This is a genomic window from uncultured Microbacterium sp. (assembly GCF_963524805.1).
Lineage (GTDB): Bacteria > Actinomycetota > Actinomycetes > Actinomycetales > Microbacteriaceae > Microbacterium.
Window position 1 is genome coordinate 640,485 of record NZ_CAURGG010000001.1, and the last position, 25,602, is coordinate 666,086.

Consider the following 25,602-nt stretch of genomic DNA (forward strand, 5'->3'; position numbering starts at 1 on the left):
CCGGGCGTACGATCGAGCGCATGCCGGATCAGCGCTGGGACGATTCCGGGCCGCGATTCCGGCCGTCCCCCGCGCTCACCCTCCTCCTGCCGGTGGCGGTCGCGTTCCTCGTTCAGGTGACGGCGACGATCGGCCTCTCCGTCTGGCTGCACGTGCCGCTCCGCTTCGCCGCCGCCAGCACGGCCCTGGCTGCCGCATCCGCTCTGGCCCTGCTCGCGGCGCGCCGCTTTCCCGGACCGACGGTCGCGGTCGTGGCAGCGCTGACCCTGGCCGACCTGTTCGTGCCCCCCGATGCGTCCCCGCCCTTCATCGCCCTCGCGTTCGCCATCATCGGGGCGGTCGTGCGCGGCGCGCGTCTCTGGGCGCTCGTCTCGGTCGGCACGGCATGGCTGATCGCGCTCGCCGCGCTGGGCTTCGTCGACGCGAGAGTGCACCCGTTCCGGATCGTCGCCACGACGATCGGCCTGGCCGCATGCTTCGCGATCGGCGAGGCGATCCGGCGTCGGCTCGATCGCGGCGCAGAGTTCCGCGCGCGCCTGCAGGAGCGCCGCCGGACGGCCGAGCAGGACGAGCGCACCCGCATCGCGCGCGAACTGCACGACGTGCTGGCACACTCGCTCAGCCAGATCGCGGTGCAATCGGGCGTGGGGCTGCACCTGTTCGACCGGGAGCCCGAGCGCGCCCGCGAGGCTCTCGCGAACATCCGCGCCCTCAGCGCGACCGGCCTGGATGAGGTCCGCGGCGTGCTGTCGTTCCTGCGCGGCGATGAGGCGTCGCCCCGCACCGCGCCCCTCACGCCCCAGCCCCAGCTCGCGGACCTGAAAGCGCTCGCGACGCAGCGCACCGGCCTGGGCCTGGCCGTGACGCTCGACGACCGGCTGCAGGGGGATTTCCCCGCGAGCGCCGTCCAGACCACGGCCTACCGGATCGCACAGGAGGCGCTGACCAACATCGTCCGTCATTCGGGCGCGTCGACGGCCACGATCACGCTCGAGCGGCGCGGTGATCAGGGTGATGAGCTCGTCGTCACGGTGGAGGACGACGGCACGGGTCTCGTACCGGGCGGCAGCGAAGGCGCCGGCATCCGCGGCATGCGCGAGCGAGCCGAACTCGCGGGCGGTGTGCTGACGATCTTTCCGGGTGATCGCCTCGGCACGGCCGTCACGGCGCGACTCCCGTGGGCAGGTGCCTCGTGATCCGCGTCGCCCTCGCCGATGACCACCAGCTCGTGCGGGCCGGTTTCCGCGCCCTGCTCGATTCGGAACCCGACATCCGGGTTGTCGTCGAGGCGTCCGGCGGGGAGCAGCTGCTGCGGGAGATCCGGCGGACGGCGGTGGATGTCGCCCTGCTCGACATCCGGATGCCGGACGGCGACGGCCTGTGGACGACCGAGCAGATCGCGGCCGACCCGACCCTCGGCGGTGTGCGCGTCGTGATCGTGACCACGTTCGAACTGGACGAGTACGTCGCGCGCGCGATCCGCGCCGGTGCGAGCGGTTTCCTGGTGAAGGACACCGAGCCGGTCGAACTCATCCGCGCCGTCCGCGTGGTGGCCGGCGGCGATGCGCTCCTCTCGCCGGGCATCACGCGGCGCCTCCTCGAACGCGCCGCGATCGGCATGAGGGATGCCGCCGACCCCCGGCGACTGGAAGGCCTGACGGAGCGCGAGACCGAGGTGCTGCGCCTGGTCGGTCAGGGTCTCACGAACGACGAGATCGCCCAACGGCTGTTCGTCTCCCCGCTCACGGCGAAGACCCATGTCTCGCGCATCATGCAGAAGCTGCACGCCCGCGATCGCGTGCAGCTGGTCGTCACCGCGTACGAGACCGGCCTCGTGGCCCGCGGCTGGCAGTAGCTGTCCCGTTCGCGGTACTCCCCCGGGAGCATCCGCATTCGCTCCCCCGGCCGGACGCGCGGATGCCGCCTGCCCCGTTGACTCGAGGTATCGGTTCCGGCGCCGCTCGGCGCCGCGGATCACGACCGAGAGGAAAATCATGTCCACGACCCTTGCGACCCTCGCTGCGGGCCACACCATCGGAGCCCACCTGAACGGCGCTCACTTCGTCGGCGGCTGGCCCGGCTTCGGCTGGTGGTTCCTGCTGATCCCGCTGTTCTGGATCCTGCTGTTCGCCCTCTTGTTCGGCATCTTCGGGCGTCGCTGGCGTCGCGGCGCGATGGAGAACGGCTACGGCCCGCAGGGGCGGCTGAACCCGTCGCGACAGGCCGAGGTGACTCTGGCCGAGCGCTTCGCGAAGGGGGACATCGACGAGGTCGAGTACCGCGCCCGCCTCGAAGTGCTGCGTGCGAACGCGGCGGCCGCGAGCTGATCCGTCAGCAGTGGCGGCGAGCCGTCCGCACGCGCGGGCGGCTCGCCGGCGCGCTTCACCGGCGGCGAGCGGCGACCCCGGCCCCCAGCAGGCCCGCGCTGTAGATGATCGTGAGCCCGACGAGCAGCGCGAGGGCCGCGGACCACCCTCCGGTCAGCTCGTGCAGCCCTCCGATCAGCGGAGCGCCGAGCGCGCCGATCGCGTAGCCGCCGCCCTGGACGAGCGCCGACATCCCCGCCGCCTCCCCGTCGGTGCGCGAGACCGTCACCAGCGTGGTGAAGATCACGACGAACCCTCCGGCGTGCCCGATGGCGCCGATCGTGAGCCAGAGCCAGGTCAGCTCGGGTGCGACCAGCATGCCGACCGTGAGGATGATCCACGAGATGCAGATCGTCAGCGTCGGCACGATCGCCGGCGTGAAGCGCGCCAGCAGCGGGACGAGGAACGCACCGGCGATGCCCGCTCCCTGGAACAGCGAGGCGAGCGCGCCGGCCGCAGAGGGATCCAGTCCCAGCTCATCGGCCGTGATCGTGGGCAGCCACGTCGAAAGCCCGTAGTAGATGCCGCACTGGATCGCGAAGGCGATCAGCAGCAGCCAGGTGACCGGGCGCCGGGCGATCGAGCGCTCCCTGCCCCCGCGCGCCACGACCGGCAGCGGGCCCGTGATGGTCGCCGGGTCGATCTCGCGCACGCCGGCGGTCCCCGTCGGCTCACCGCCGGAGTACCGCTCGCCCCACCGATCGCCCTTCCGACGCGCGCGGCGCAGGTGAGCGGACCAGAGCACGATCCCGGCGACCGTGAGCACCGACCAGGTGAGCAGCGCCGCCGGCCAGCCGATCCGCGACGCGAGCGGCACGGTGAGCAGCGAGGTGAGCAGGGAACCGGCGTTCAGCGTCGCCACGTAGGCCGCCGTCACGAGGCCCACCCGCGCCGAGGGCACGTCGCGCCGGATGATCACGGGGATCACGACGTTGCCGATCGTGACGGCCGCGCCGATCACGAACATCCCGGTGAGCATCCATCCGAATCCCGGGACGGCGCGGATGAAGGTCCCGAGCAGAACGCCGCTCAGCGACAGCAGGAGGGCCAGCTCCGCCCCCGCCCGGCGGATGAGCAGGGCGGCGAGCGGAGTCATCAGGGCGAACATGAGCACCGGTGCGGTCGTGAGCAGTCCGGCCGTCGCCGATCCGATGCCGTAATCCGCTTCGATGTCGCGCAGCACCGGTGTCGGAGCGACGATCGGGCCGCGCATGCTGAGGGCTGCCACCAGCACGCCGACGATGACGAACCACGGGATGCCGCGAGCCGGGGCTCGCGGAGGGATCGGGGTCACCGCTTCCGACCGGTCCACTCCCGCAGCCTCGCCAGCGGCCAGGTCGTGACGATCCGCTCGGCCGGCACCCCGGCGCGCTCCGCGCGTTCGGCGCCGTAATCCAGCAGCGACAGCTGTCCGGGGGCATGCGCGTCCGAGTCGATCGAGAACAGGCACCCGGCAGCGAGGGCGATGGCGATGAGCTCGTCGGGCGGGTCCTGGCGCTCGGGTCGCGAATTGATCTCGACGGCGACGCCGTGCTCGGCGCACGCCGCGAACACGGCTTTCGCGTCGATGGCCGAGGGGGGCCGCGTGCCCCGCGATCCCTCCACGAGCCGCCCGGTGACATGCCCGAGCACGTCCACCCGGCCGCTCGAGACGGCGCGCACGAGGCGACGGGTCATCGGCGCCCGCTCCATCCGCAGTTTGGAGTGGGCGGACGCGACCACGATGTCGAGTTCGTCCAGAAGGGCGGGCTCCTGGTCCAGGCCGCCCTCCTCGAGGATGTCCACCTCGATGCCCGAGAGCAGGGTGAAGCCGTCCCCGCTCATTCCCGCCACGATCTCGAGCTGCGCACGCAGGCGCTCGGGCGACAGGCCGTTGGCGACGCGCAGGCGCGGCGAATGGTCGGTGAGGGCGAGGTACTCGTGACCGAGCGCCCGCGCCGCGTCCACCATGAGGTCGATCGAGGTGAGGCCGTCCGACCATTCGCTGTGGCTGTGCAGGTCGCCGCGCAGCAGGGCGCGCAGGCTCGATGACCGCTCCACGCCGGCCCGGGCGCGCAGATCGACCAGGTATGCGGGCTCGCCGCCCTGCAGCGCCTCCTGGATCACCGCGAAGGTCGAATCGCCGATGCCCTTGCGGCGGCGCAGCGTCGCGGCATCCTGAAGCTGCTCGTCGGTCAGCCCCGCGATCGCGTCCGCCGCCGTGCGGAACGCCTTGGATTTGTACCGCGACGAGCGCTCGCGCTCGAGCAGGGTCGCGATCTCGGTCAGAGCGTCATGCGGATGCATCGTCGCACTCCTCCCTCGGGTCCTCAGGCGTCAGGCGAACGAGCGGGTCGTCTCGACCCACGCGCCGAGCTTCTGCGCGGCGGCGCCCTGGTCGATCGCGGCCGCCGCGTCGTCCTTGGCTTCGGCCAGACGCTCGAGGATCGGCCGCTGCACCTGCGCGGCGTCCTGCGACAGCCGGAAGGCGACGATGCCGGCCGCCGCGTTCAGCAGCACGATATCGCGCACCGGGCCCTGCTCGCCCTCGAGCACGCGGTGCACGATCTGCGCGTTGTGCGCCGGGTCGCCGCCGAGCAGATCATCGATCTCGGCGAGCCGGATGCCGAGGTCACGGGGATCCAGGTCGTGCTCGTGGACATCGCCGCGGCTGACCTCCCACAGGCGGCTGTGCCCGGTCGTGGTGAGCTCGTCGAGACCGTCGTCGCCGCGGAACACGAGCGCGGTCGCGCCGCGGGTGCGGAACACCCCGGTGATGAGCGGCACGCGGTCCAGCTGCGCGACCCCGACCGCATTGGCCTCCGCGCGTGCGGGGTTGCACAGCGGACCGAGGAAGTTGAAGACCGTCGGCACCCCCAGCTCGGCCCGCGTCGGCCCCGCATGCCGGAAGCCCGGGTGGAACGCGGAGGCGAATGCGAAGGTGATGCCCGCGCGATCGAGCGTCTCGGCGACCTGCTCCGGGGTGATCGCGAGGTCGACGCCGAGGGCCGAGAGCACATCCGAAGATCCCGAGGCCGAACTGGCCGCCTTGTTGCCGTGCTTGACGACGGGGATTCCGGATGCCGCGGCGACGACGGCCGCCATCGTCGAGATGTTCACGGTGCCGAAGCGGTCGCCCCCGGTGCCGACGATGTCCAGGACGTTCGGGTCCACCGGCAGCGGCAGCGCCGCCTCCAGGATCGCGTCTCGGAAGCCCACGATCTCGTCGACGGTCTCGCCTTTGGCCCGCAGCGCGACCAGGAATGCGCCCAACTGGGAAGGCGTCGCCGACCCCGACATGATGCGGCGCATGGCCCATGTGGACTCCGAGACGCTGAGGTCCTGATCGCCCAGCAGGGTGGTGAGGATTCCCGGCCACGTATACAGCTCCGCCATAACGCAGAAGCCTAGTCGGGCCGCCATCGGCCGATAGTTCGCCGTCGAGACAAATACGCACGCCCGGATGGGATCTTCACGCGCCCGTATCGGCCATAATGAAGGAGTGACGACCACGACAGCGACCTATTCGCAGGCCATGCGTTCCGTCAAGCGTCCCGACCCGGTCGCTGTCGGAACGATCGTGTGGCTCGGCAGCGAGGTGATGTTCTTCGCGGGGCTCTTCGCGATCTACTTCACCCTGCGCAGCACCTCCCCCGACCTCTGGGCGCAGGAGACGCAGCTGCTGAACATCCCGTACGCCACGGTGAACACGATCGTCCTCGTGCTCTCGTCGGTCACGTGCCAGATGGGCGTCTTCGCCGCCGAGCGCTTCCAGCCCTACTCGACGCGCAAGCGCGGGTGGCTGGGATGGGGCATGGTCGAGTGGTTCTGGCTCACGTTCGCGCTCGGCGCGATCTTCGTCTCGGGCCAGGTGTGGGAGTACGCCCAGCTGGTGACGGAGGGCATGCCGATCCAGGCCAACGCCTACGCGTCGGCCTTCTACCTGACCACCGGCTTCCACGCGCTGCACGTGACGGGCGGCCTCATCGCCTTCCTGCTCGTGATCGGCCGCGCCTACGCCGTCAGGAACTTCGGGCGCAAGGAGATGACATCCTCGATCGTCGTGTCGTACTACTGGCACTTCGTCGACGTCGTCTGGATCGCCCTGTTCCTCGTCATCTACTTCCTGAAATAAAGAGCTGGAGCTGATTCCCGACATGGCACGAGAGACCAAGCGCCGCTCGAACGGCCGCCGCAGCCCCTGGGCCGCGGCCGCCCTCATCGGCATCGGCCTCCTGATCACAGGTGGCGTGTACGCCGGCGCATCCGCAGCGATGGCGTCGACCGCCGACACCTCGGTGGCATCCGCCTTGACCGTCGAAGACGGCAAGAAGCTGTTCCAGGCCAACTGCGCGACCTGTCACGGATTGAACCTGCAGGGCTCCAGCGAAGGTCCCGCGCTGTACGGCGTCGGCGAGCTCGCCGTGGAATTCCAGGTCTCGACCGGACGCATGCCGCTGCAGGCCTCGGCGCCCCAGGCTCCGCAGAAGCCCGCGCAGTTCACCGAGGAGCAGATCCTCGCGATGGCCTCGTGGGTGCAGTCGCAGGCCCCCGGCCCGACTTTCCCGACCGAAGAGACGATCGACGGCCAGGGCGACGTCGCCCGCGGCGCGGAGCTCTTCCGCGTGAACTGCGCGATGTGCCACAACGTGGCGGCGGCCGGCGGTGCGCTGACCGAAGGCAAGTACGCCCCGGGGCTGGGGAAGACCAGCGCCCTGCACATGTACGCGGCGATGGTCACCGGCCCGCAGAACATGCCGGTCTTCAACGACCTGACGCTCACGCCCGAGGACAAGCGCGACATCATCTCGTCACTGCTGTTCCTGCAGCAGAACGAGTCGCCCGGCGGATTCTCGCTCGGCTCGCTCGGCCCGGTGTCCGAGGGCCTGTTCATCTGGATCTTCGGCATCGGCGGCCTGATCGCCATCACCGTGTGGATCACGGCGAAGTCCAACTGATCGATTCGACCACAGCAACGAACGAGGATCACCATGGCACACGAGGACGACCCGCTCGAGCATGAAAGGGCTTCGTGGAAGCCCTCGCCCGGGCTCGCCGTCGCGGTTTCGGACCCGGTGCAGCCCCCGGCGCTTCCGCCTCATCGCGAACGGATGACGGACAAGGACCCCGTCGCCATGAAGCACGCGGTCCGCACCGTCTACACGCTGTTCTACCTCTCGGTCGCTGCGAGCATCTGGGCCATCGCCGCCTACATGCTCTTCCCGATCGAGAGCGGCGCGATCGTCGACATCCGCAACAACAACCTCTTCATCGGACTCGGCATCGCTCTGGCGCTGCTGGCGATCGGCATCGCGGCCATCCACTGGTCGAAGGCGATCATGGCCGACAAGGAGTACATCGAGCCGCGTCACGCCACTCGCGGTCGTGACACGACCCGCGTCGGTGCCGCTCAGGCCTTCGCCGTCGCGAACGAGGAGTCCGGTTTCGGCCGTCGCATCCTGATCCGCAACGGACTGATCGCCGCCGTGGTCGCATCGGTCGCGCCGGCCATCGTGCTCTTCCGCGGTCTCGCCCCGGAGGGCGAGAACCCGGTGGAGCTTCTCGAGACGACCATGTGGACCGAGGGCATGCGTCTGGCCCACGACCCGGAGGGCACGCCGATCCGCGCCGCCGACGTCACTCTCGGCTCGGCGGTGCACGTCATCCCGCAGGCGCTGGCCGAGCTCGATCACGCCGATGGATACCTCGAGCAGAAGGCCAAGGCCATCGTCCTGCTCATGCGCCTGCTGCCCGAAGACCTGAATGAGACGCCGGAGCGCGCCGACTGGTCCTACGACGGCATCGTCGCCTACTCCAAGGTGTGCACCCACGTCGGGTGCCCCGTCGCCCTGTACGAGCAGCAGACACACCATCTGCTGTGCCCCTGCCACCAGTCGCAGTTCGACGTGGCAAACGGCGCTGCGGTCATCTTCGGGCCCGCAGCGCGTCCCCTGCCGCAGCTTCCGATCACGATCGACGATGAGGGCTACCTCATCGCTCGCAGCGGCTTCACCGAACCAGTAGGCCCGAGCTTCTGGGAGCGACATTGAGTACCGGATCCCACCCCACTGAGAACGTCACCCTCGAACCGGCGGTAGACGAGAACGCGTCGATGCCGACGGGCAAGAACGGCGGACCGCTGGGCGGCCGCTTCCTGGGTGCGACGGCGAACTACATCGACGAGCGCACCAGCCTCTCCGGCATGGTCAAGGAGCTCGGTCGCAAGATCTTCCCGGACCACTGGTCGTTCATGCTCGGCGAGATCGCGTTGTGGAGCTTCGTGGTCGTGCTGCTGTCCGGCACGTTCCTGACGTTCTTCTTCCAGGCGTCGATGGTGCCCACCCACTACACCGGCGCGTTCCTGCCCATGCGCGGAGTCGAGATGTCGGCGGCGCTGGATTCGTCGCTGACGATCTCGTTCGACCTCCGCGGCGGCCTTCTCGTGCGCCAGATCCACCACTGGGCCGCTCTGGTCTTCGTCGCCGGCATCGGCGTGCACATGCTGCGCATCTTCTTCACCGGAGCGTTCCGCAAGCCGCGCGAGCTCAACTGGGTCATCGGCTTCGTGCTGTTCATCCTCGCGATGGGCGAGGGCTTCACCGGTTACTCGCTTCCCGACGACCTGCTGTCGGGCAACGGCCTGCGCATCATCGACGGCATGATCAAGGGCATCCCCCTGATCGGCACCTGGACCTCGTTCCTGCTGTTCGGCGGGGAGTTCCCCGGCAACGCGATCGTCGGACGCCTCTACACGCTGCACATCCTCCTGCTGCCCGCGATCCTGGTCGCGCTGCTGGTCGTGCACCTGATGCTGATGGTGATCAACAAGCACACGCAGTTCGCCGGCCCCGGCCGCACGAACAGCAATGTCGTCGGCTACCCGATGATGCCGGTCTACATGTCGAAGATGGGCGGCTTCCTGTTCATCACGTTCGGCGTGATCGTCCTGATCGCCTCGCTGTTCACGATCAACCCGATCTGGAACTACGGCCCCTACGACCCCTCACCCGTGTCGGCAGGAACCCAGCCGGACTGGTACATCGGATTCGCCGACGGCGCGCTGCGTCTGGTGCCGCCGGGCTGGGAGTTCGTCTTCCTGAACCACACGTGGTCCTTCAACATCCTCGTGCCGCTCGTCGGTCTGGGACTGTTCATCGTCGTCGTCCTCCTCTACCCCTTCATCGAGGCGTGGATCAGCGGCGACAAGCGCGAGCACCACATCGCCCAGCGTCCCCGCAACGCAGCCACGCGGACGGCGATCGGCGCAGCGGGCGTCACGTTCTACGCGGTCCTCTGGGCCGCCGCATCCTCGGACATCATCGCCACGCACTTCTATCTCACGATGGAGGGCGTGATCCACACGCTGCAGGCGCTGCTGGTGATCGGCCCGATCATCGCCTACTTCGTCACGAAGCGCATCTGCATCGCGCTGCAGAAGAAGGATCGCGAGATCGCGCTGCACGGGTATGAGTCCGGCCGCATCGTCCGCCTGCCCGGCGGCGAGTACATCGAGGTGCACCAGCCCGTGGACGAGTACGAGCGCTGGAAGCTCGTGGACAACGAGACGTACGAGCCGCTCGTCGTGCGGCCCAACGCACAGGGTCGCATTCCCTGGTACGAGAAGATCCGTGCCGTGGCATCTCGCTCGCTGTTCGAGGATCGGCTCGCTCCCCTCACGCAGACCGAGATCGACGAGGCCGTCGCGCACCAGCACCACGAGCTGGAGCACATCGCGACCGAAGAGGACCTCGAGCTGCAGGGTGCCCACGAGCGGGCGGGCGTCCCCGACGCGCCGCACGTCCCCATCGACGACGGTCGCCACTCCGAGACGGCCGTGCGCCCCTCGAACGTGATCATCGCCGAAAGAGACGCGCCGCAGAAGGGTCGCAAGCCCGGATCCGACTGATCTCGGCAGTATTCCGACGGCGCCTGGCGCTCCTCCCGCGGAGGACGCCAGGCGCTTCGTCGTAGCGTGGAGACATGACCGATGCTCTCGCCTACTTCTCCGCCAAGCTCGCCCACGAGACCGACGCCTCCGACGTGTACGCGGCTCAGAAGGCCGGCGAGTCCTTCGTCCTCGTCGACGTGCGCAGTGACGAAGCGTGGGCGCAGGGACGCGTCTCGGGCGCGATCCACCTGCGTCGACAGGACATCGCCGCGCGTGCGACATCGGAGCTGGATGCCGCGGTGCCGGTGATCGTCTATTGCTGGAGCCCCGGCTGCAACGCCGGAACGAAGGCGGCGGTCGAATTCGCCCGGCTCGGTTTCTCGGTCAAGGAGATGATCGGCGGCTACGAGTACTGGGTACGCGAGGGTCAGCCCACCGAGAACGACCAGGGCCCGCTCCCCCGGACATTCGATGACCAGGTGATGGTGGTCCGCACGCCTGCACTGAGCTGACTCAGCCGTCGAGCTCCTCGCGGAACCGCTGTGCCGCGGCACCGAGGAAAACCGGGCCATCCGCCAGCCCGCGCTCGGAGACGTCCTCGACATCGCTCACGATCGCCGTCGCGTTGTCTCGCGTGTCGGCCCGCAGAGCCGCTTCGACGAGCGCGATCGCGGCCTCCTGCGGCGACGCAGCCTGACTCATGATCCGCCGGATCTCTGCGTCGGAGAGGTAGTCGGTGATGCCGTCGCTGCACAGCAGCCACCGATCGCCGGCTTCTGCGTCAGCCTCGACGACGCGGACGGCGTCGTCCTCCGCGCCCGCGAGCGAGGCGGTGATCATGTTGCGGCGGGGGTGCGTTGACGCCTCCTCGGCGGCGATCAGTCCGTGCTCCACCAGCGCCTGCACGAACGAGTCGTCCCGCGTCTGCTGCGCCAGCGCTCCGTCTCTCAGCCGGTAGGCGCGGGAGTCGCCGGTGTGGGCCAGCAGCAGCCGGTCCTGCGATGAGGTGAAGATGCCCGTGAAGGTCGTCGCCATTCCGACGAGCGAGCTGTCGCGCTGCGCATGCGCGCGCAGGTCCCAGTTCGCTTCCCGGATGCGCACGGCAAGGGAGCCGGCATCCGGAAGCGACATGCGGCCGGCGACCAGGCGATGGATGAGCGCGGCGGAGGCGAGGTCGCCCGAGGGACCACCGCCCACGCCGTCGGCGACCGCGGCGCCCCAGGAGGCGATGAAGGCCGCATCCTGGTTCACCCTGCGGTGAGCGCCGACGTCGGACGCACCACCACAGCTCAGCCGAATCGGCACGGCGCGAGGCGGATCAGCGGGCGAAGTATCCGCGGTAGTACTCGTACACCCAGCCGACGATCGCCACGGCGAAGACACCGAGTCCGATCGGGAAGAGCCATACGCCGACCGCGAGTCCGAGCATGCCGAGGGCCGCCGAGGATGCGAGCACGATGGGCCACCACGACCACGGGCTGAACTCGCCCAGTTCGGGATCGCCGTCGTCGATGTCGGCCGTCAGGACGTCCTCGGGCAGCTCGCCGCCCTGAGCGGCGTGCACGCGTCCGACATAGAACGCGATCAGCGCCGACATCAGGCATGCGAACAGCAGGGCCACCGTGCCGACGGGCTCCAGGCCCGTGTGCCACGCCTGGTCAGGGCTGGTGACGCTCGCCCACACCGTGTAGACGACGGCCATCAGCAGGAAGAAGCCCGAAAGCAGCCACCACAGTCCGGTATTGGCGCGCACCTACTTCACCTTTCCCTCGTCGAGATCGACGACCGGGGCGGCAGGGGCGTCCTTCGCCGGGCCGACGCCCACCGGGATGCCGGCCTCGGGGTGGTTGAGATCGAACGCGGGCCGCTCGCTGCGGATGCGCGGAATCGAGGTGAAGTTGTGCCGCGGCGGGGGGCAGGAGGTCGCCCACTCCAGCGACGCCCCGTATCCCCACGGGTCGTTCACGGTGATCCGCGGCGCCTTGCGCGCCGTGATCCACACGTTGAACAGGAACGGGATCATCGAGGCGCCGAGGATCATGGCGCCGGCGGTCGAGAGCTGATTCATCCAGGTGAACCGATCTTCGTCGGCGTAATCCGCGTAGCGTCGCGGCATGCCCTGCACCCCCAGCCAGTGCTGGATGAGGAAGGTCATGTGGAAGCCGACGAACAGCATCCAGAAGTGGATCATCGCGAGGCGCTCGTCGAGCATCTTGCCGGTGAACTTGGGCCACCAGAAGTAGAAGCCGGCGAACATCGCGAACACGACGGTGCCGAACACGACGTAATGGAAATGCGCCACGACGAAGTAGGAGTCGGACAGGGGGAAGTCCAGCGGCGGCGATGCGAGGATGACGCCGGTGAGACCGCCGAAGACGAACGAGACGAGGAACCCGAGGGCGAACATCATCGGAGTCTCGAACGTCACCGACCCTCGCCACATCGTGCCGATCCAGTTGAAGATCTTCACCCCTGTCGGCACCGCGATCAGCATCGTCATGAGGGCGAAGAACGGCAGCAGCACCGCGCCGGTCACGTACATGTGGTGAGCCCACACGGCGACCGAGAGCGCAGCGATCGCGATCGTCGCGTAGACGAGGGTCTTGTAGCCGAAGATCGGCTTGCGGCTGAACACCGGCAGGATCTCGCTGATGATCCCGAAGAACGGCAGCGCGATGATGTACACCTCGGGGTGCCCGAAGAACCAGAACAGGTGCTGCCACAGCAGCACGCCGCCGTTCGCCGGGTCGTAGATGTGCGCGCCGAGCACCCGGTCCGCGGCCGCAGCCAGGATCGCGGCGGCCAGCACGGGGAACGCCATCAGCACCAGGATGCTCGTGACGAGGGTGTTCCACGAGAAGATCGGCATCCGCCACATGGTCATGCCGGGGGCGCGCATCGTGATGATCGTGGTGATGAAGTTCACGGCACCCAGGATCGTGCCGAAACCGCTCATGCCCAGCCCGAGCATCCAGAGGTTGCCTCCCACGCCTGGGGAGAAGCTCGCATTGGCCAACGGCTGGTACGCGAACCATCCGAAGGCGGCCGCTCCCTGAGGGGTGAGGAATCCGGCGACGGCGATCGTCGAGCCGAACAGGAACAGCCAGAACGCGAAGGCGTTCAGACGCGGGAAGGCCACGTCCGGCGCACCGATCTGCAGCGGCATGATGACGTTCGCGAACCCCGCGAAAAGGGGCGTCGCGAACATCAGCAGCATGATCGTGCCGTGCATCGTGAACAGCTGGTTGTACTGCTCCTTGGTCGGGATGATCTGCATTCCCGGCTCGAACAGCTCCGCACGCATGATCAGCGCCATCACACCGCCGAGCATGAAGAACAGCACGGAGGCGATCAGGTAGAGGTAGCCGATCGTCTTGTGGTCAGTGGAGGTGATCCACTTGACGACGATGTTGCCCTTCTGGTCGACGCGCGACGAACTCAGCAGCGCCGCCTGGCGGGGCGGAAGGGTCGTCGGGCGGCCCGGCGAGGACTCCTGCAGCGGAAGCGTGGTCGCCATGATCACTCGTCTCCTTCGGGGCTCGCGCCCGTGCCCGGCTCGTTCTGCAGCCTGTCGTACGCGTCGTTGATGTCGCCGGTCTGGCCCGCAGCCTCGAGCGAGGCCAGATAGTCCTCGTACTCGGCTTCGCTCACGACCTTGACGTTGAAGAGCATGGCCGAGTGGTACTCGCCGCAGAGCTCGGCGCACTTGCCGGCGTAGGTGCCCTCACGGGTCGGCGTGAACGACCAGTAGTTGTCACGCCCGATGTACATGTCCTTCTTGTACAGGAAGTCGATGACCCAGAAGGAGTGGATCACGTCGCGCGACTGCAGCAGGATCTTCACCGACTTGTCGACGGGAAGGTACAGCGTGGGCAGCTTGTCCTGATCGACGTCGCCGTTCGCGGCCGGCTGGGCCTGCACCCCGATCGTCCAGACGGCGTCGGAGCCGTCCTCTTCCTGGCCGTTGTACTGGAAGTCCCACGCCCACTGCTTGCCGATCGCGACGATGGAGACGTCGGGGTCCTCGGTCTGCGTCTCCAGGATGGTCTGATCGCGTGCCGTGAAGGCGAAGAAGCCGATCACCAGGATGAGCGGCACGACCGTGTAGAAGATCTCGATCGGCATGTTGTAGCGCAGCTGGACGGGCAGTCCGACCTGGCCCTTGCGGCGGCGGTAGGCGATGGCCGCCCAGCCCATCAGGCCCCACGTGATGATGCCGACCGCGAGCAGGACGATCCAGGAGTTGACCCATAGGCCGGCGACCATGTCGGTGCGATTCGTCGCGGGCGTTCCGTCCTCGACGAAGCCCGGCAGATATCCGTGCAACTCCGTCGGGGTGCATCCGGCGAGGATGACAGCCGTTGCGATCCCGACGGGGAGAACAGCCCAGCGGAGGCGGCTTTTCGGGGGCACGGTGCACCTTTCCGGGTCGCGATTGTGACATCGCCAGTCTAGGGCAACCTCGCGGCGGACTCAGGCCATCCGCACAGGTTGCGTGGGTCGATCTCGGCGGGCAAAAGCGGGCCCGGACGCTCCGAAACGGGAGGCCGGGCCCAGCTCGCGGAGCCGGTCCGCTCAGGCGAGGACCGGCTCAGTGGAAGCTGTCGCCGCAGGCGCAGCTTCCCGCCGCGTTGGGGTTGTCGATCGTGAAGCCCTGCTCCGAGATCGTGTCCTTGAAGTCGATCTTCGCACCGTCGAGATAGGGCACGCTCATGTCGTCGACGATGACTTCCACGCCGCCGAAGTCGACGGTCTTGTCGCCGTCGAGATAGCGCTCGTCGAAGTAGAGCTGGTAGATCAGACCGCTGCATCCGCCGGGCTGGACGGCGACGCGCAGACGAAGGTCGTCGCGTCCTTCCTGCTCCAGGAGGCTCTTCACCTTCTGCGCGGCGGCTTCGGTCAGTCCGACTCCGTGCTCGACGGTCTGGTCGGTCGACAGTGCAGTGTCGGTCATGGCACTCCTCCGGACGGGCCGCGAAAGCGGCGGGATGCTTCGATTCTACGCCCGGCTGCCCTCTCCAGGCTCCGCGCGACGCGAGCTACCGGGCCCCGCCGCGCGCGTCGAGCTTCTCGAGCAGCAGCGCTTCGGCGAGCACCGCGTGACGGAAGGTCTCCAGGTGCAGCGATTCGTTCGGGCTGTGCGCCCGGGCGTGCGGGTCCTCCACGCCGGTCACGAGGATCTGGGCCTCGGGGAACTCCCGCACCAGATCGGCGATGAAGGGGATCGAGCCGCCGACGCCGATCTGCACCGGCGCGACGCCGTACGCCTCGTCCATGGCCTCCAGAGCCTGCCCGACGGCCCAGCCGCTCGTGTCGACGAGGAATGCGTCCCCGTAGTCCTGGTCGCTGAAGGACAGCTGCGCCCCGAACGGCGCGTGCGCGCGCAGATGAGTCTCGATCGCCGCGTACGCGTCGCGCGCGGGCTGGCCCGGGGCGACCCGGGCGCTGATGACGACCGCGATCTCGGGGCTCAGGGTGTTCGACGCGTTCGCGACGCTCGGCGCGTCGATCCCCGTCACCGTGATCGAGGGCTTGTTCCAGATGCGGCCGAGGATCTCGCCGCGCCCGATCGGGCTGACTCCCGCCGGGAGCCCCGCCTCGTCGCGCAGTGTCTCCTCGCCGTAGGCCGGGGTCTCGGCATGCCTCTCCACGAGCCCGTCCACCGCCACGGCGCCCTGGTCGTCCCACAGGGTCGAGAGCAGCTTGACCGTCGCCATCATCGCGTCCGGCACCGCTCCGCCGAACATGCCGGAGTGCGACGCGTGATCCAGCGTGCGGATCCGCATCGTGAATCGCGTGTTGCCCCGCAGCGATACGGTCAGCGCGGGCGTCCGCGCATCCCAGTTGCCCGAGTCCGCGACGACGATCACATCGGCGCGCAGCGCATCGGCGTTGTCGGCGAGGAACTGAGCGAACGAGCGCGACCCGGCCTCCTCCTCACCCTCGATGAACAGCGCGACACCGAGATCGAAGTCCGGGCCGAGCGCCTCCGTGAGCGCCCGCAGCGCGGCGACGTGCGCCATCACGCCGGCCTTGTCGTCGGCCGCCCCGCGTCCGTACAGTCGTCCGTCGCGGACGGTCGGCTCGAAAGGCGCCGACTCCCAGAGCGCCTCGTCGCCGACCGGCTGCACGTCGTGGTGGGCGTACAGCAGGATCGTCGGGCGGCCGTTGCGAGCGGCGCGCGTGGCCAGCATGGCCGGATGTCCGATCTCGTCGGTGCCGGGGATCGCGGCGCGGCGGATCTCGACGGTCTCGAACAGCCCCAGGTCCTCGACGAGGGCGGCGACCGCCTCCGCGCTGCGCTGCACTTCGGCGCCGTCGAAACCCGGAAACGCGATGGACGGAATGCGCACGAGGGTGCCGAGGTCGGCGAGGGCGGCGGGGATGCCGGATGCGGCGGCGTCGCGCACGGCATCCTGTCGGGAAAGGTCACTGGTCATGCGGGTAATCTTAAGGTGCTTCCCGAGAGAGACACCGAGGTTCCATCGTGGCCAAGACTCCCCCAGCCCCCGTTCCCGCAGACGTGCCCGCCGAGACGGCGGCCGGCGGCAAGGGCCGTGCGACTCCGACGCGCGCCGAGCAGGAAGCGGCGCGGAAGCGGCCGCTCGTCGCCGACACGAAGGAGGCGAAGGCCCGCGCGAAGTCCGAGATGGCCGCTCAGCGCGAGAAGGCCCGCATCGGCATGGCCGCCGGCGAGGACAAGTATCTGCCGGTGCGCGACAAGGGGCCGCAGCGCAAGTTCGTGCGGGACTTCATCGACTCGGGCTGGCACCTGGGTGAGGCCGTCATGCCGGCGATGGTGCTGGTGATCCTCGCGACCTTCATTCCGATCCCGGCGATCCAGTACTACTCGTTCATCGGCCTGTGGATCTTCATCCTCTTCGTGATCGGCGACATGGTCATCACCGCGATCCGGGTCAAGCAGGCGGCGCGCAAGAAGTTCGGCGAAGAGCGGACCGAGAAGGGCCTGGGCTGGTACGGGGCCATGCGCATCATCCAGATGCGCTTCATGCGCCTGCCCAAGCCGCAGGTCAAGCGCGGCCAGCGGCCCGTCTGACCCCGGCCCGCGTGATCAGCGCGGGGCGGCCAGCCCCCGATTGATCTGTCGCCCCCAGAGCGGGCCGCGGTACAGGAACGCCGTGTAACCCTGCACGAGGTTCGCGCCGGCCGCGAGGCGCTCCTGCACGTCGGCAGCGGTCTCGACGCCGCCCGCGGAGATCACGACGAACTCCCTCGGCACGGCCGCGCGCACCAGCCGGAGCACCTCGAGGGCGCGCAGCTTGAGCGGAGCGCCCGACAGTCCGCCCGCCCCTGCCGCGGCGACGACCGCCGAGTCGGTGAGAAGCCCGTTGCGCTCGATCGTCGTGTTGGTCGCGATGAGACCGGCGAGGCCGAGCTCCACGGCCAGTCGTGCCACGGCATCCACCTCGTCGTTCGGCAGATCGGGGGCGATCTTGACCAGCAGAGGGGTGGCACCGGCGGCATCGCGGACCGACACCAGAAGGGGTCTCAGCGTCTCGACGGCCTGAAGTCCGCGCAGGCCCGGGGTGTTGGGCGAGGAGACATTGACGACCAGGTAGTCGGCAAGAGGCGCGAGCAGGGCGGCGCTGCGCACATAGTCGGCCGTCGCATCCTCGACCTCGACCACTCGGCTCTTGCCGATGTTCACCCCGATGACCGCGTCCGTGCGGTGCCGGCGCAGTCGCTCGAGCCGCCGGGCGGCCGCCTCGGCTCCCTGATTGTTGAATCCCATGCGGTTGATGACCGCGCGGTCGGGGATCAATCGGAACAGGCGCGGGCGCGGGTTGCCCTCTTGAGGGATGGCCGTGATCGTGCCGACCTCGATGTGGCCGAACCCCAGCGCGTGCAGTCCCCTGACCATGCGGACGTCTTTGTCGAATCCCGCGGCGACCCCGAACGGGGAATCGAACGAGAGACCCAGCGCGCTCGTTTCCCGCCGGCGCGCCGGACGGGTGAGCGCGCGAGCCGCCCATGAGAACGGCGGGATGCCGAGAAGGCGGATCACGATGACCGCGGCATGATGGGCGGTCTCGGGGTCCATTCGAGCGAGGACGGTCCGGAACAGGAGGGGATACATCTCCCCCAGGCTATCGGCTGGCCGCGTCAGGACTCGGCTGCCGCCTCGGCGTCGGCGGGGGCGTGGTCGGCTCGCAGCTGGCCGATCGCCGACTCGAAGTCCTCGAGGGAATCGAAGGCCTGGTAGACGCTCGCGAAGCGCAGGTAGGCGACTTCGTCGAGCTCGCGCAGCGGGCCGAGGATCGCCAGTCCGATCTCGTTCGTGTCGACCTGCGACGAACCCGTCTGGCGCACGGCCTCTTCGACCTTCTGCGCGAGGACCGCCAGGTCGCCCTCGGTCACCGGCCGGCCCTGACAGGCCTTGCGCACGCCCGACATGACCTTCTCCCGACTGAAGGACTCGATCACGCCCGAGCGCTTGATGACGTTCAGGCTCGCGGTCTCGATCGTCGAGAACCGGCCGCCGCATTCGGGACACTGTCGACGACGCCGGATGCTGAGGCCGTCGTCACTGGTGCGCGAATCGATGACGCGCGAGTCGGGATGGCGGCAGAACGGGCAATGCATGGCCTGGACAGACTACGCCAACCGGCTACGAGGCGGGCCGGTCGTCGAAGCGCGCCTGGACCGCTTCGCCGTGGGCGGGCAGATCCTCGGCCTCGGCCAGCGTCACGACCGCGTCGCGGACCTGCGCCAGCGCCGTCCGGTCGTACTCGATCACCTGCTGCGGGCGCAGGAACGTCGCCGCCGACAGACCTGAGGCGTAGCGAGCCTGCCCTCCGGTGGGCAGCACGTGGTTGCTCCCGGCGAGGTAGTCACCGAGGCTCACGGGCGTGTCCGGGCCGACGAAGACCGCTCCCGCGTGCACGAACGCCGCGGCATCGGGCCGGACGAGGTGAAGCTCAAGATGCTCGGGGGCGTAGGCGTTGCTGAACGCCGTGGCTGCGGCCAGGTCGTCGACCAGGACGATGCCCGACTGCGGACCGGCCAGGGCGACCGCGACGCGCTCGGCGTGGCGGGTGCGTGCAGCCATCGGCCCGATCTCGGCGGAGACCGAGTCCGCGAGGGCCACCGAGGCCGTGACGAGGACGGCGGAAGCCTGCTCGTCGTGCTCGGCCTGGCTGATGAGGTCCGCCGCGATCAGGCGCGGGTCGGCGGAGTCGTCGGCGACGATCATGATCTCCGTGGCGCCGGCCTCGGAATCGGTGCCGACGACGCCCGCCACGGCGCGCTTGGCGGCGGCGACGAAGTTGTTCCCCGGTCCGGTCACGACATCGACCGGATCGAGATCGAGCGTCGGCACGCCGTAGGCGAACGCACCGATCGCTCCGGCGCCGCCCATCGCGTACACCTCCGCGACGCCCAAGAGCCGGGCCGCCGCGAGGATGACGGGGTGCACGCGCCCGCCGTGTGCACGCTGGGGAGGGGAGGCGAGGGCGATCTCCGCCACCCCGGCGACCTGCGCCGGAACGACGTTCATCACCACGCTCGACGGGTAGACCGCCTTGCCGCCGGGAACGTACAGCCCGACGCGGCGCACGGGCTGCCAGCGCTGGAAGACGCGGGCGCCCGGAGCGAGCTCGGTCATGGTCGCGGGCGGCACCTGCGCGGCCGAAGCCAGGCGCACGCGCGCGATCGCCTCCTGGAGCGCCGCGCGGACGCGGGGGTCGAGCGCGGCGAGCGCCTCATCCAGGTGCGCGGCAGGAACCCGGATGTGGTGGCCGGACGCCCCGTCGAACCGCTCGGCCTGGTCGCGCAGCGCCGCTTCCCCGTCCGCAGCAACGTCCGCGACCAGTCCTGCGGCGATCGTGAGCGCCTCGGCGCGTGCGGCGGTCGCCCGCGGGACGGCGGCCAGCCATTCGGCCGCGGAGTGCGCGCGACCGCGCAGGTCGATCGTGCGGAGCATCCGACTCAGCCGCGCGTCACGCCGGAGACGTCGTGCAGGTAGCCCACACGTCCGTCTTCGTGGCGCACGACGAAGACCTCACCGCGGTCTTCGAGCACGAGGGCCCACGCGGTGGGACCCACCCGGAAGATCGGCACTCCGCGGTCATCGACCACGTCGCGCTCCTCGGGTGACAGCGCCCAGAAGGCCTGGTGGCCGGACTGCGGCTGAACCTGGGGCTCGGCATCCACCGGCTCGAAAGTGTCGCGGGTCTGCGCGGGGGTCCAGGCGTTCTGCTCGGTCGTGGCAGCCTGCCCGTACGCACCGCCGGCGTATGCCGCGACGGGGTAGGTGTCGTGCTGATCCGTCTGAGTGTGCTCGGCTCCGGCGAAGCCCGCCGCGTCGTGGTTCGGCTGGGTCTCCTCGACCGGTCGCGCCGGGCGGGGCGGGCGCGTCGACACGGGCCGGATGGGACGGGCATTGCGGTGCGCGACGACCTCGCGGCGGCCGGCGAAGTCCTCGCGCAGAGCAGGGATCAACGGTGCGAAGACCGTGAGGACCACCCCGGCGAGCATCAGGAAGAACTCGACCCAGACGACCCAGCCGTAGATCCACACGCCGGTCTCGGCCGCGACGACCACATTGCGCCAGAGCATCGTGAGCCACACGACGGCCGATACCGAGAACGCCACGGAGGCGAACTGGTCGATCGCGAGGGAGCCGACGCGGCGGATGCCGTCGGGCGAGAAGCGGCGCAGGACGATGAGGAAGACCGCGACCGAAGGGAGGCCGATCGTGAGGATCCAGTCCAGCCCGTTGGTCCACACCGAGCCGCCGAACAGCAGCTGCGCCATCGCCTGCTCGCTCGCGACGGAGAAGAACGAGATGATGAACGCGATCAGCCACACGCCGACCAGGGCGACCTCGCGGACCGAGAACGGGCCGACGCCGTACTGGGGACGCTCGCCCGCCGCCGTGCCCGCGCCGATCGCCGTGACGTCGTCCGCGGTGCCGTGATCCTGCGTGACGTGGTCCGCCGTGCCGTTCTCCACCGTGCCATCGCCGACCGCGCCGTCGTTCAGCGTGTCGTTGTTCAGCGTGTGGTCGTTCGCTCGCTCGTCAGTCACGATCATCCCTTTCCTGCCGCTTCCGCGGCCCGCACCGTCCGATACTACCGGCGGCTCATGAGATGCCGATGAGACGTCGAGGACTCACGGACGGGTCATAGCGACATGGGCCGGCGCTTCTGCCGGCGCGGTCCGGGGATGCCTCAGCCGAGGCACTGCGGGCCGAGAAGCCCCTTCAATTCGCCGTACAGATCAGCCGTGACACGCACAGGGTGCGGCACCTCGAAGACCTTGGCCACCGACCCGACGTGCAGCTTCATCGTGACCTCGGTCTCGCCGCCGTGACGCTTGAGCGTCTGCAGAAGCTCTTCGATCGTGGCCTGGCTGGCGCGGCGTTCGGGCAGGACGAGCACGAGCGGACCCGTCGCGTCGGTGGCCCCGAGATCCGGTGTCATCGCCGAGACGGCGTGCAGGTTGAGACCGTCGTCGCGCCGCGAGATCCGCCCGCGCACGACCAGGATCGCATCGCCCTTGAGCATCGACTGGAACTCGGTGTAGGTCTTTCCCATGAACATGACTGTCACCTCGCCGTTGAAGTCCTCGACGGTGATGAGGCCGTACGGGTTGCCGCTGGATTTCGCGACGCGATGCTGCACGCTGGTGACCAGACCCGCCACCGTCACCTGATCGCCGTCGGCGAGGTCCTCCGAGGCGAGCAGATCGTGGATGCTGATCGAGGCGTGCTTCGCGAGGGCGATCTCCAGGCCCGCCAGGGGATGATCGGAGACATAGAGGCCCAGCATCTCGCGCTCGAACGCGAGCTTGTCCTTCTTGGTCCACTCCGGGCGATCCGGAACTTTCGCGGGCAGCGCCTCTTCGGTCTGGTCGTACAGACTGTCGAAGTCGAATCCGATCGCTCCGGTCGCCGCCTTGCGCTTGACCTCGACGGCGGCTTCGGTCGCGTCCTCGTGGATCTCCATGAGCGCCCGGCGGGTGGCGCCCAGCGAGTCGAACGCGCCGGCCTTGATGAGGGATTCCACCGTGCGCTTGTTGGCGACGTGCACGGGAACCTTCGTGAGGAAGTCGTGGAACGACTCGAACGCGGCGTCCTGGCGGGCGACGACGATGGAATCCACGACGTTCGTGCCGACGTTGCGGACCGCGCCGAGGCCGAAGCGGATGTCCTCGCCGACGGCGGCGAAGTAGCGGATCGACTCCCCGACATCCGGCGGGAGCACCTTGATCCCCATGCGGCGGCATTCGTTGAGGTACACCGCGAGCTTGTCCTTGGCATCTCCGACGCTCGTGAGCAGCGCCGCCATGTACTCGGCCGGATAGTGCGCTTTGAGGTAGGCGGTCCAGTACGCGATCAGCCCGTAGGCGGCGGTGTGCGCCTTGTTGAAGGCGTAGTCCGCGAACGACTCCAGCACCTTCCACAGCGCGTTCTGCGCGGCGGCGCTGTAGCCGTTCACGGTCATTCCGCCGAAGAAGTCCTCCTGCTGCTTGTCGAGCTCGGACTTCTTCTTCTTGCCCATCGCGCGACGCAGGATGTCCGCCTGACCCAGGCTGAAGCCCGCGAGCTTCTGCGCCGCGGCCATGACCTGCTCCTGATAGACGATCAGACCGTATGTGGTGCCGAGCACATCGGCGAGCGGCTCCTCGAGCTCGGGGTGAATGGGCTCGATCTGCTGCAGGCCGTTCTTGCGCAACGCGTAGTTCGTGTGCGAGTTGACGCCCATCGGGCCCGGTCGGTACAGCGCGAGCACCGCGGAGATGTCCTCGAAGTTGTCGGGCTTCATCAGGCGCAGGAGGCTGCGCATCGGCCCGCCGTCGAGCTGGAACACACCGAGGGTGTCGCCGCGGGCCAGCAGCTCGTACGAGGCCGGATCGTCGAGCGCGAGTTCTTCGAGCACGAGCTTCTCGCCGCGGTTGGCCGCGATGTTGTCGAGGGCGTCGTCGATGATCGTGAGGTTGCGAAGCCCGAGGAAATCCATCTTGATCAGGCCGAGCGACTCACAGGCCGGGTAGTCGAACTGCGTGACGATCTGACCGTCCTGCTCGCGCTTCATGATCGGGATGATGTCGATCAGGGGCTCGCTGGACATGATGACCCCGGCCGCGTGCACGCCCCACTGCCGCTTGAGGTTCTCCAGCCCCACGGCGGTGTCGAACACGGTCTTCGCCTCGGGATCGGTCTCGATGAGCGCGCGGAACTCGGAGGCCTCTTTGAAGCGGGGGTGGTCCTTGTCGAACATGCCCTCCAGCGGCATGTCCTTTCCCATCACTGACGGCGGCATCGCCTTGGTGAGCCGCTCCCCCATGCTGAACGGGAACCCGAGGACGCGTCCGGCGTCCTTGAGCGCCTGCTTGGCCTTGATGGTGCCGTATGTGACGATCTGGGCGACGCGCTCGTCACCGTACTTCTGGGTGACGTACTGGATGACCTCGCCGCGGCGCCGGTCGTCGAAGTCGATGTCGAAGTCGGGCATGGACACGCGGTCGGGATTCAGGAACCGCTCGAACAGCAGTCCGTGCTGGAGCGGGTCGAGGTCGGTGATGCGCATGGCGTAGGCCGCCATCGATCCCGCGCCCGATCCGCGGCCGGGGCCGACGCGGATGCCGTTCTCCTTGGCCCAGTTGATGAAGTCGGCGACCACGAGGAAGTAGCCCGGGAAGCCCATCTGCACGATGACGTCGGCTTCGAAGTCGGCCCGCGCGCGCACCTCTGCCGGGATGCCCGACGGGTAGCGCACGTGCAGGCCTCGCTCGACCTCCTTCACGAACCAGCTCTGCTCGGTCTCGCCCGGCGGTACCGGGTATCGCGGCATGTAGTTCGCGCTCGTGTCGAAGTGGATGTCGGCACGCTCGGCGATCGCCAGTGTGTTGTCGCACGCCTCGGGGTTGTCGCGGAAGATGTGGCGCATCTGCGCGGGCGACTTGAGATAGAACTCCTCGCCCTCGAATTTGAACCGCTTCGGGTCATCGAGGGTGGAGCCCGACTGCACGCACAGCAGCGCGGCATGGCTCTGCGCATCGTGCTGATGGGTGTAGTGCAGGTCGTTGGTGGCGACCAGCGGCAGGTCGAGCTCCTTGGCCAGGCGCAGCAGGTCGTTCATGGTGCGGCGCTCGATGTCGATGCCGTGGTCCATGATCTCGGCGTAGAAGTTGTCCTTGCCGAAGATGTCGCGGAACTCCGCCGCGGCCGCCTTCGCCGCGTCGTACTGGCCGAGACGAAGTCGCGTCTGCACCTCACCGCCCACGCAGCCGGTGGTGGCGATCACTCCCTTCGCGTAGGTCTGCAGCAGCTCGCGGTCGATGCGCGGCTTGAAGTAGTACCCCTCGAGCGACGCGTAGGACGACATCCGGAAGAGGTTGTGCAGGCCCTCGTCGCTCTCGGCGAGCAGTGTCATGTGGGTGTAGGCACCCGAGCCCGATACGTCGTCGTCGTTCTGGTCGGGGCTCCCCCACCGCACGCGCGCCTTGTCAGCGCGGTGGGTCCCCGGCGTGACGTACGCCTCCATGCCGATGATCGGCTTCACGCCGATCTCGGTCGCGGACTTGTAGAACTCGAAGGCGCCGAACGTGTTGCCGTGGTCGGTGACGGCGATGGCCGGCATCCCCTGCTTGCCTGCTTCTTCGATGAGCGGCTTGATGCGCGCCGCTCCGTCCAGCATCGAATATTCACTGTGAACATGAAGGTGAACGAAGGAATCGGCTGTCACGGATCGAGACTACCCGCGGGCACCGACGACGTCGGCCGGGAACGCCGAACGCGCCGCGCAGGTACCGTGGAAGCATGCCGACCCCGGATTTCATCCTCGAACTGCGCCGTCAGGTCGGGCACACGCCGCTGTGGCTCATGGGTGCGACGGCCGTCGTGATCCACGAGGGCAGCGTGCTGATGGGCCGTCGCACCGACAACGGAGCGCTGACTCCGATCACCGGCATCATCGACCCGCGAGAAGAGCCGGCCGATGCGGCCGCCCGCGAAGCGCTCGAGGAGGCAGGCGTGGTCATCGCGGTCGAGCGGCTCGCCTGGATCCACGTGATCCCGCGCATCACGTACGACAACGGAGATCAGACCGACTATCTCGATTTCACGTTCCGCTGCCGCTGGATCTCCGGAGAACTGCGGCCGCTCGACGGCGAGATGTCGGATCTCCACTGGTTCCCGGTCGATTCCCTCGACGAGCTGACGGACCTCGACACCGACATGCGCGAGCGGATCCGACGCGCACTCGCCGACGGTCCGGCCGACTTCGAAGGCGGTCGCTGACACCGGTCGGCCCCCGGATCCGGTCGCGCCTCGGTGTCCGAGACGACGGATCGCACCTTCCGGCATGCGCGCCACAGATTTGTACAACGTCGTAAAGATTTTCT

General features: G+C 68.7%; 24 protein-coding genes. 10 read left to right on the top strand and 14 right to left on the bottom strand.

Annotation, left to right across the window (positions count from 1 at the left end; genetic code table 11):
- The first annotated feature begins 20 nt into the window (after positions 1 to 20).
- The 3 genes from RWQ91_RS03155 (at position 21) to RWQ91_RS03165 (ending at position 2,327) form a co-directional block, all read left to right on the top strand.
- Positions 21 to 1,196: a sensor histidine kinase gene (locus tag RWQ91_RS03155; protein WP_314502569.1), complete on the top strand. Its 1,176-nt coding sequence runs from the start codon at positions 21 to 23 to the stop codon at positions 1,194 to 1,196.
- Positions 1,193 to 1,855, top strand: a complete 663-nt coding sequence (locus tag RWQ91_RS03160; RefSeq protein ID WP_314502570.1) for a response regulator transcription factor — start codon at positions 1,193 to 1,195, stop codon at positions 1,853 to 1,855. The genes RWQ91_RS03155 and RWQ91_RS03160 overlap by 4 nt, the downstream gene beginning before the upstream one ends.
- A gap of 139 nt (positions 1,856 to 1,994) precedes the next feature.
- Complete coding sequence (locus RWQ91_RS03165) at positions 1,995 to 2,327, top strand: hypothetical protein (RefSeq protein WP_314502571.1); 333 nt, start codon at positions 1,995 to 1,997, stop codon at positions 2,325 to 2,327.
- Positions 2,328 to 2,382: 55 nt separating this feature from the next.
- On the opposite strand, the gene RWQ91_RS03170 is transcribed toward RWQ91_RS03165, so the two are convergent.
- From RWQ91_RS03170 to trpD, 3 genes are read right to left on the bottom strand one after another with little or no spacing between them, the layout of a single operon-like run.
- Positions 2,383 to 3,678: an MFS transporter gene (locus tag RWQ91_RS03170; protein ID WP_314502572.1), complete on the bottom strand. Its 1,296-nt coding sequence runs from the start codon at positions 3,676 to 3,678 to the stop codon at positions 2,383 to 2,385.
- A complete protein-coding gene (locus RWQ91_RS03175) occupies positions 3,657 to 4,652 on the bottom strand; it encodes a PHP domain-containing protein (RefSeq protein WP_314502573.1) in 996 nt (331 codons plus the stop codon). Before RWQ91_RS03175 ends, RWQ91_RS03170 begins: the two co-directional genes overlap by 22 nt.
- A 30-nt stretch (positions 4,653 to 4,682) precedes the next feature.
- The gene (trpD, locus tag RWQ91_RS03180) at positions 4,683 to 5,741 is read right to left on the bottom strand and encodes an anthranilate phosphoribosyltransferase (RefSeq protein ID WP_314502574.1); all 1,059 of its coding nucleotides are present in this window, start codon (positions 5,739 to 5,741) and stop codon (positions 4,683 to 4,685) included.
- A gap of 139 nt (positions 5,742 to 5,880) precedes the next feature.
- On the opposite strand from trpD, the gene RWQ91_RS03185 reads away from it, so the two are divergent.
- The 5 genes from RWQ91_RS03185 to RWQ91_RS03205 all read left to right on the top strand — a co-directional run bounded on the left by RWQ91_RS03185 (position 5,881) and on the right by RWQ91_RS03205 (position 10,745).
- Positions 5,881 to 6,480, top strand: coding sequence for a heme-copper oxidase subunit III (locus RWQ91_RS03185; protein WP_314502922.1), 600 nt, complete (start codon positions 5,881 to 5,883; stop codon positions 6,478 to 6,480).
- A gap of 22 nt (positions 6,481 to 6,502) precedes the next feature.
- Positions 6,503 to 7,303 (top strand): cytochrome c, encoded by an 801-nt coding sequence (locus RWQ91_RS03190; RefSeq protein WP_314502575.1) that lies wholly within the window; start codon positions 6,503 to 6,505, stop codon positions 7,301 to 7,303.
- Positions 7,304 to 7,336: 33 nt separating this feature from the next.
- Positions 7,337 to 8,395, top strand: coding sequence for a Rieske 2Fe-2S domain-containing protein (locus tag RWQ91_RS03195; protein ID WP_314502576.1), 1,059 nt, complete (start codon positions 7,337 to 7,339; stop codon positions 8,393 to 8,395).
- Positions 8,396 to 8,457: 62 nt separating this feature from the next.
- A complete protein-coding gene (locus RWQ91_RS03200; RefSeq protein ID WP_314502923.1) occupies positions 8,458 to 10,251 on the top strand; it encodes a ubiquinol-cytochrome c reductase cytochrome b subunit in 1,794 nt (597 codons plus the stop codon).
- Positions 10,252 to 10,325: 74 nt separating this feature from the next.
- Positions 10,326 to 10,745 (top strand): rhodanese-like domain-containing protein, encoded by a 420-nt coding sequence (locus tag RWQ91_RS03205; protein ID WP_314502577.1) that lies wholly within the window; start codon positions 10,326 to 10,328, stop codon positions 10,743 to 10,745.
- 1 nt (position 10,746) lies between these two features.
- Here the strand turns inward: RWQ91_RS03205 and RWQ91_RS03210 are convergent, their stop codons facing one another.
- From RWQ91_RS03210 to RWQ91_RS03235, 6 genes are all read right to left on the bottom strand, one after another.
- The gene (locus tag RWQ91_RS03210; RefSeq protein WP_314502578.1) at positions 10,747 to 11,538 is read right to left on the bottom strand and encodes a protein phosphatase 2C domain-containing protein; all 792 of its coding nucleotides are present in this window, start codon (positions 11,536 to 11,538) and stop codon (positions 10,747 to 10,749) included.
- Between the two features lie 13 nt (positions 11,539 to 11,551).
- On the bottom strand, positions 11,552 to 11,986 hold the full coding sequence (locus RWQ91_RS03215; RefSeq protein ID WP_314502579.1) for a cytochrome c oxidase subunit 4: 435 nt from the start codon (positions 11,984 to 11,986) through the stop codon (positions 11,552 to 11,554).
- Positions 11,987 to 13,750 carry a cytochrome c oxidase subunit I gene (ctaD, locus tag RWQ91_RS03220; RefSeq protein ID WP_314502580.1) on the bottom strand — a complete coding sequence of 588 codons (1,764 nt, stop codon included), beginning with the start codon at positions 13,748 to 13,750 and terminating at the stop codon, positions 11,987 to 11,989.
- 2 nt (positions 13,751 to 13,752) lie between these two features.
- Entirely contained in the window at positions 13,753 to 14,646 is an 894-nt protein-coding gene (gene coxB, locus RWQ91_RS03225) for a cytochrome c oxidase subunit II (RefSeq protein WP_314502581.1), read from the bottom strand.
- 178 nt (positions 14,647 to 14,824) lie between these two features.
- A complete protein-coding gene (erpA, locus tag RWQ91_RS03230; RefSeq protein ID WP_314502582.1) occupies positions 14,825 to 15,187 on the bottom strand; it encodes an iron-sulfur cluster insertion protein ErpA in 363 nt (120 codons plus the stop codon).
- 85 nt (positions 15,188 to 15,272) lie between these two features.
- On the bottom strand, positions 15,273 to 16,673 hold the full coding sequence (locus RWQ91_RS03235; RefSeq protein WP_314502583.1) for a dipeptidase: 1,401 nt from the start codon (positions 16,671 to 16,673) through the stop codon (positions 15,273 to 15,275).
- A 47-nt stretch (positions 16,674 to 16,720) separates the two neighbouring features.
- Here RWQ91_RS03235 and RWQ91_RS03240 point away from each other — a divergent pair, with 47 nt between their 5' ends.
- Entirely contained in the window at positions 16,721 to 17,290 is a 570-nt protein-coding gene (locus RWQ91_RS03240) for a DUF3043 domain-containing protein (RefSeq protein ID WP_314502584.1), read from the top strand.
- A 15-nt stretch (positions 17,291 to 17,305) separates the two neighbouring features.
- Here RWQ91_RS03240 and RWQ91_RS03245 read toward each other — a convergent pair whose 3' ends face one another.
- From RWQ91_RS03245 to dnaE, 5 genes are all read right to left on the bottom strand, one after another.
- Positions 17,306 to 18,331, bottom strand: a complete 1,026-nt coding sequence (locus RWQ91_RS03245) for a quinone-dependent dihydroorotate dehydrogenase (RefSeq protein ID WP_314502585.1) — start codon at positions 18,329 to 18,331, stop codon at positions 17,306 to 17,308.
- A gap of 26 nt (positions 18,332 to 18,357) precedes the next feature.
- A complete protein-coding gene (gene nrdR / locus RWQ91_RS03250) occupies positions 18,358 to 18,837 on the bottom strand; it encodes a transcriptional regulator NrdR (RefSeq protein ID WP_314502586.1) in 480 nt (159 codons plus the stop codon).
- A gap of 25 nt (positions 18,838 to 18,862) precedes the next feature.
- Positions 18,863 to 20,176 carry a histidinol dehydrogenase gene (gene hisD, locus RWQ91_RS03255; protein ID WP_314502587.1) on the bottom strand — a complete coding sequence of 438 codons (1,314 nt, stop codon included), beginning with the start codon at positions 20,174 to 20,176 and terminating at the stop codon, positions 18,863 to 18,865.
- A 5-nt stretch (positions 20,177 to 20,181) separates the two neighbouring features.
- Positions 20,182 to 21,288 carry a hypothetical protein gene (locus tag RWQ91_RS03260; RefSeq protein ID WP_399545766.1) on the bottom strand — a complete coding sequence of 369 codons (1,107 nt, stop codon included), beginning with the start codon at positions 21,286 to 21,288 and terminating at the stop codon, positions 20,182 to 20,184.
- Positions 21,289 to 21,425: 137 nt separating this feature from the next.
- The gene (gene dnaE / locus RWQ91_RS03265; RefSeq protein ID WP_314502589.1) at positions 21,426 to 24,944 is read right to left on the bottom strand and encodes a DNA polymerase III subunit alpha; all 3,519 of its coding nucleotides are present in this window, start codon (positions 24,942 to 24,944) and stop codon (positions 21,426 to 21,428) included.
- Positions 24,945 to 25,018: 74 nt separating this feature from the next.
- Here dnaE and RWQ91_RS03270 point away from each other — a divergent pair, with 74 nt between their 5' ends.
- Positions 25,019 to 25,498, top strand: a complete 480-nt coding sequence (locus RWQ91_RS03270; protein WP_314502590.1) for an NUDIX domain-containing protein — start codon at positions 25,019 to 25,021, stop codon at positions 25,496 to 25,498.
- The last annotated feature ends 104 nt before the right edge of the window (positions 25,499 to 25,602 follow it).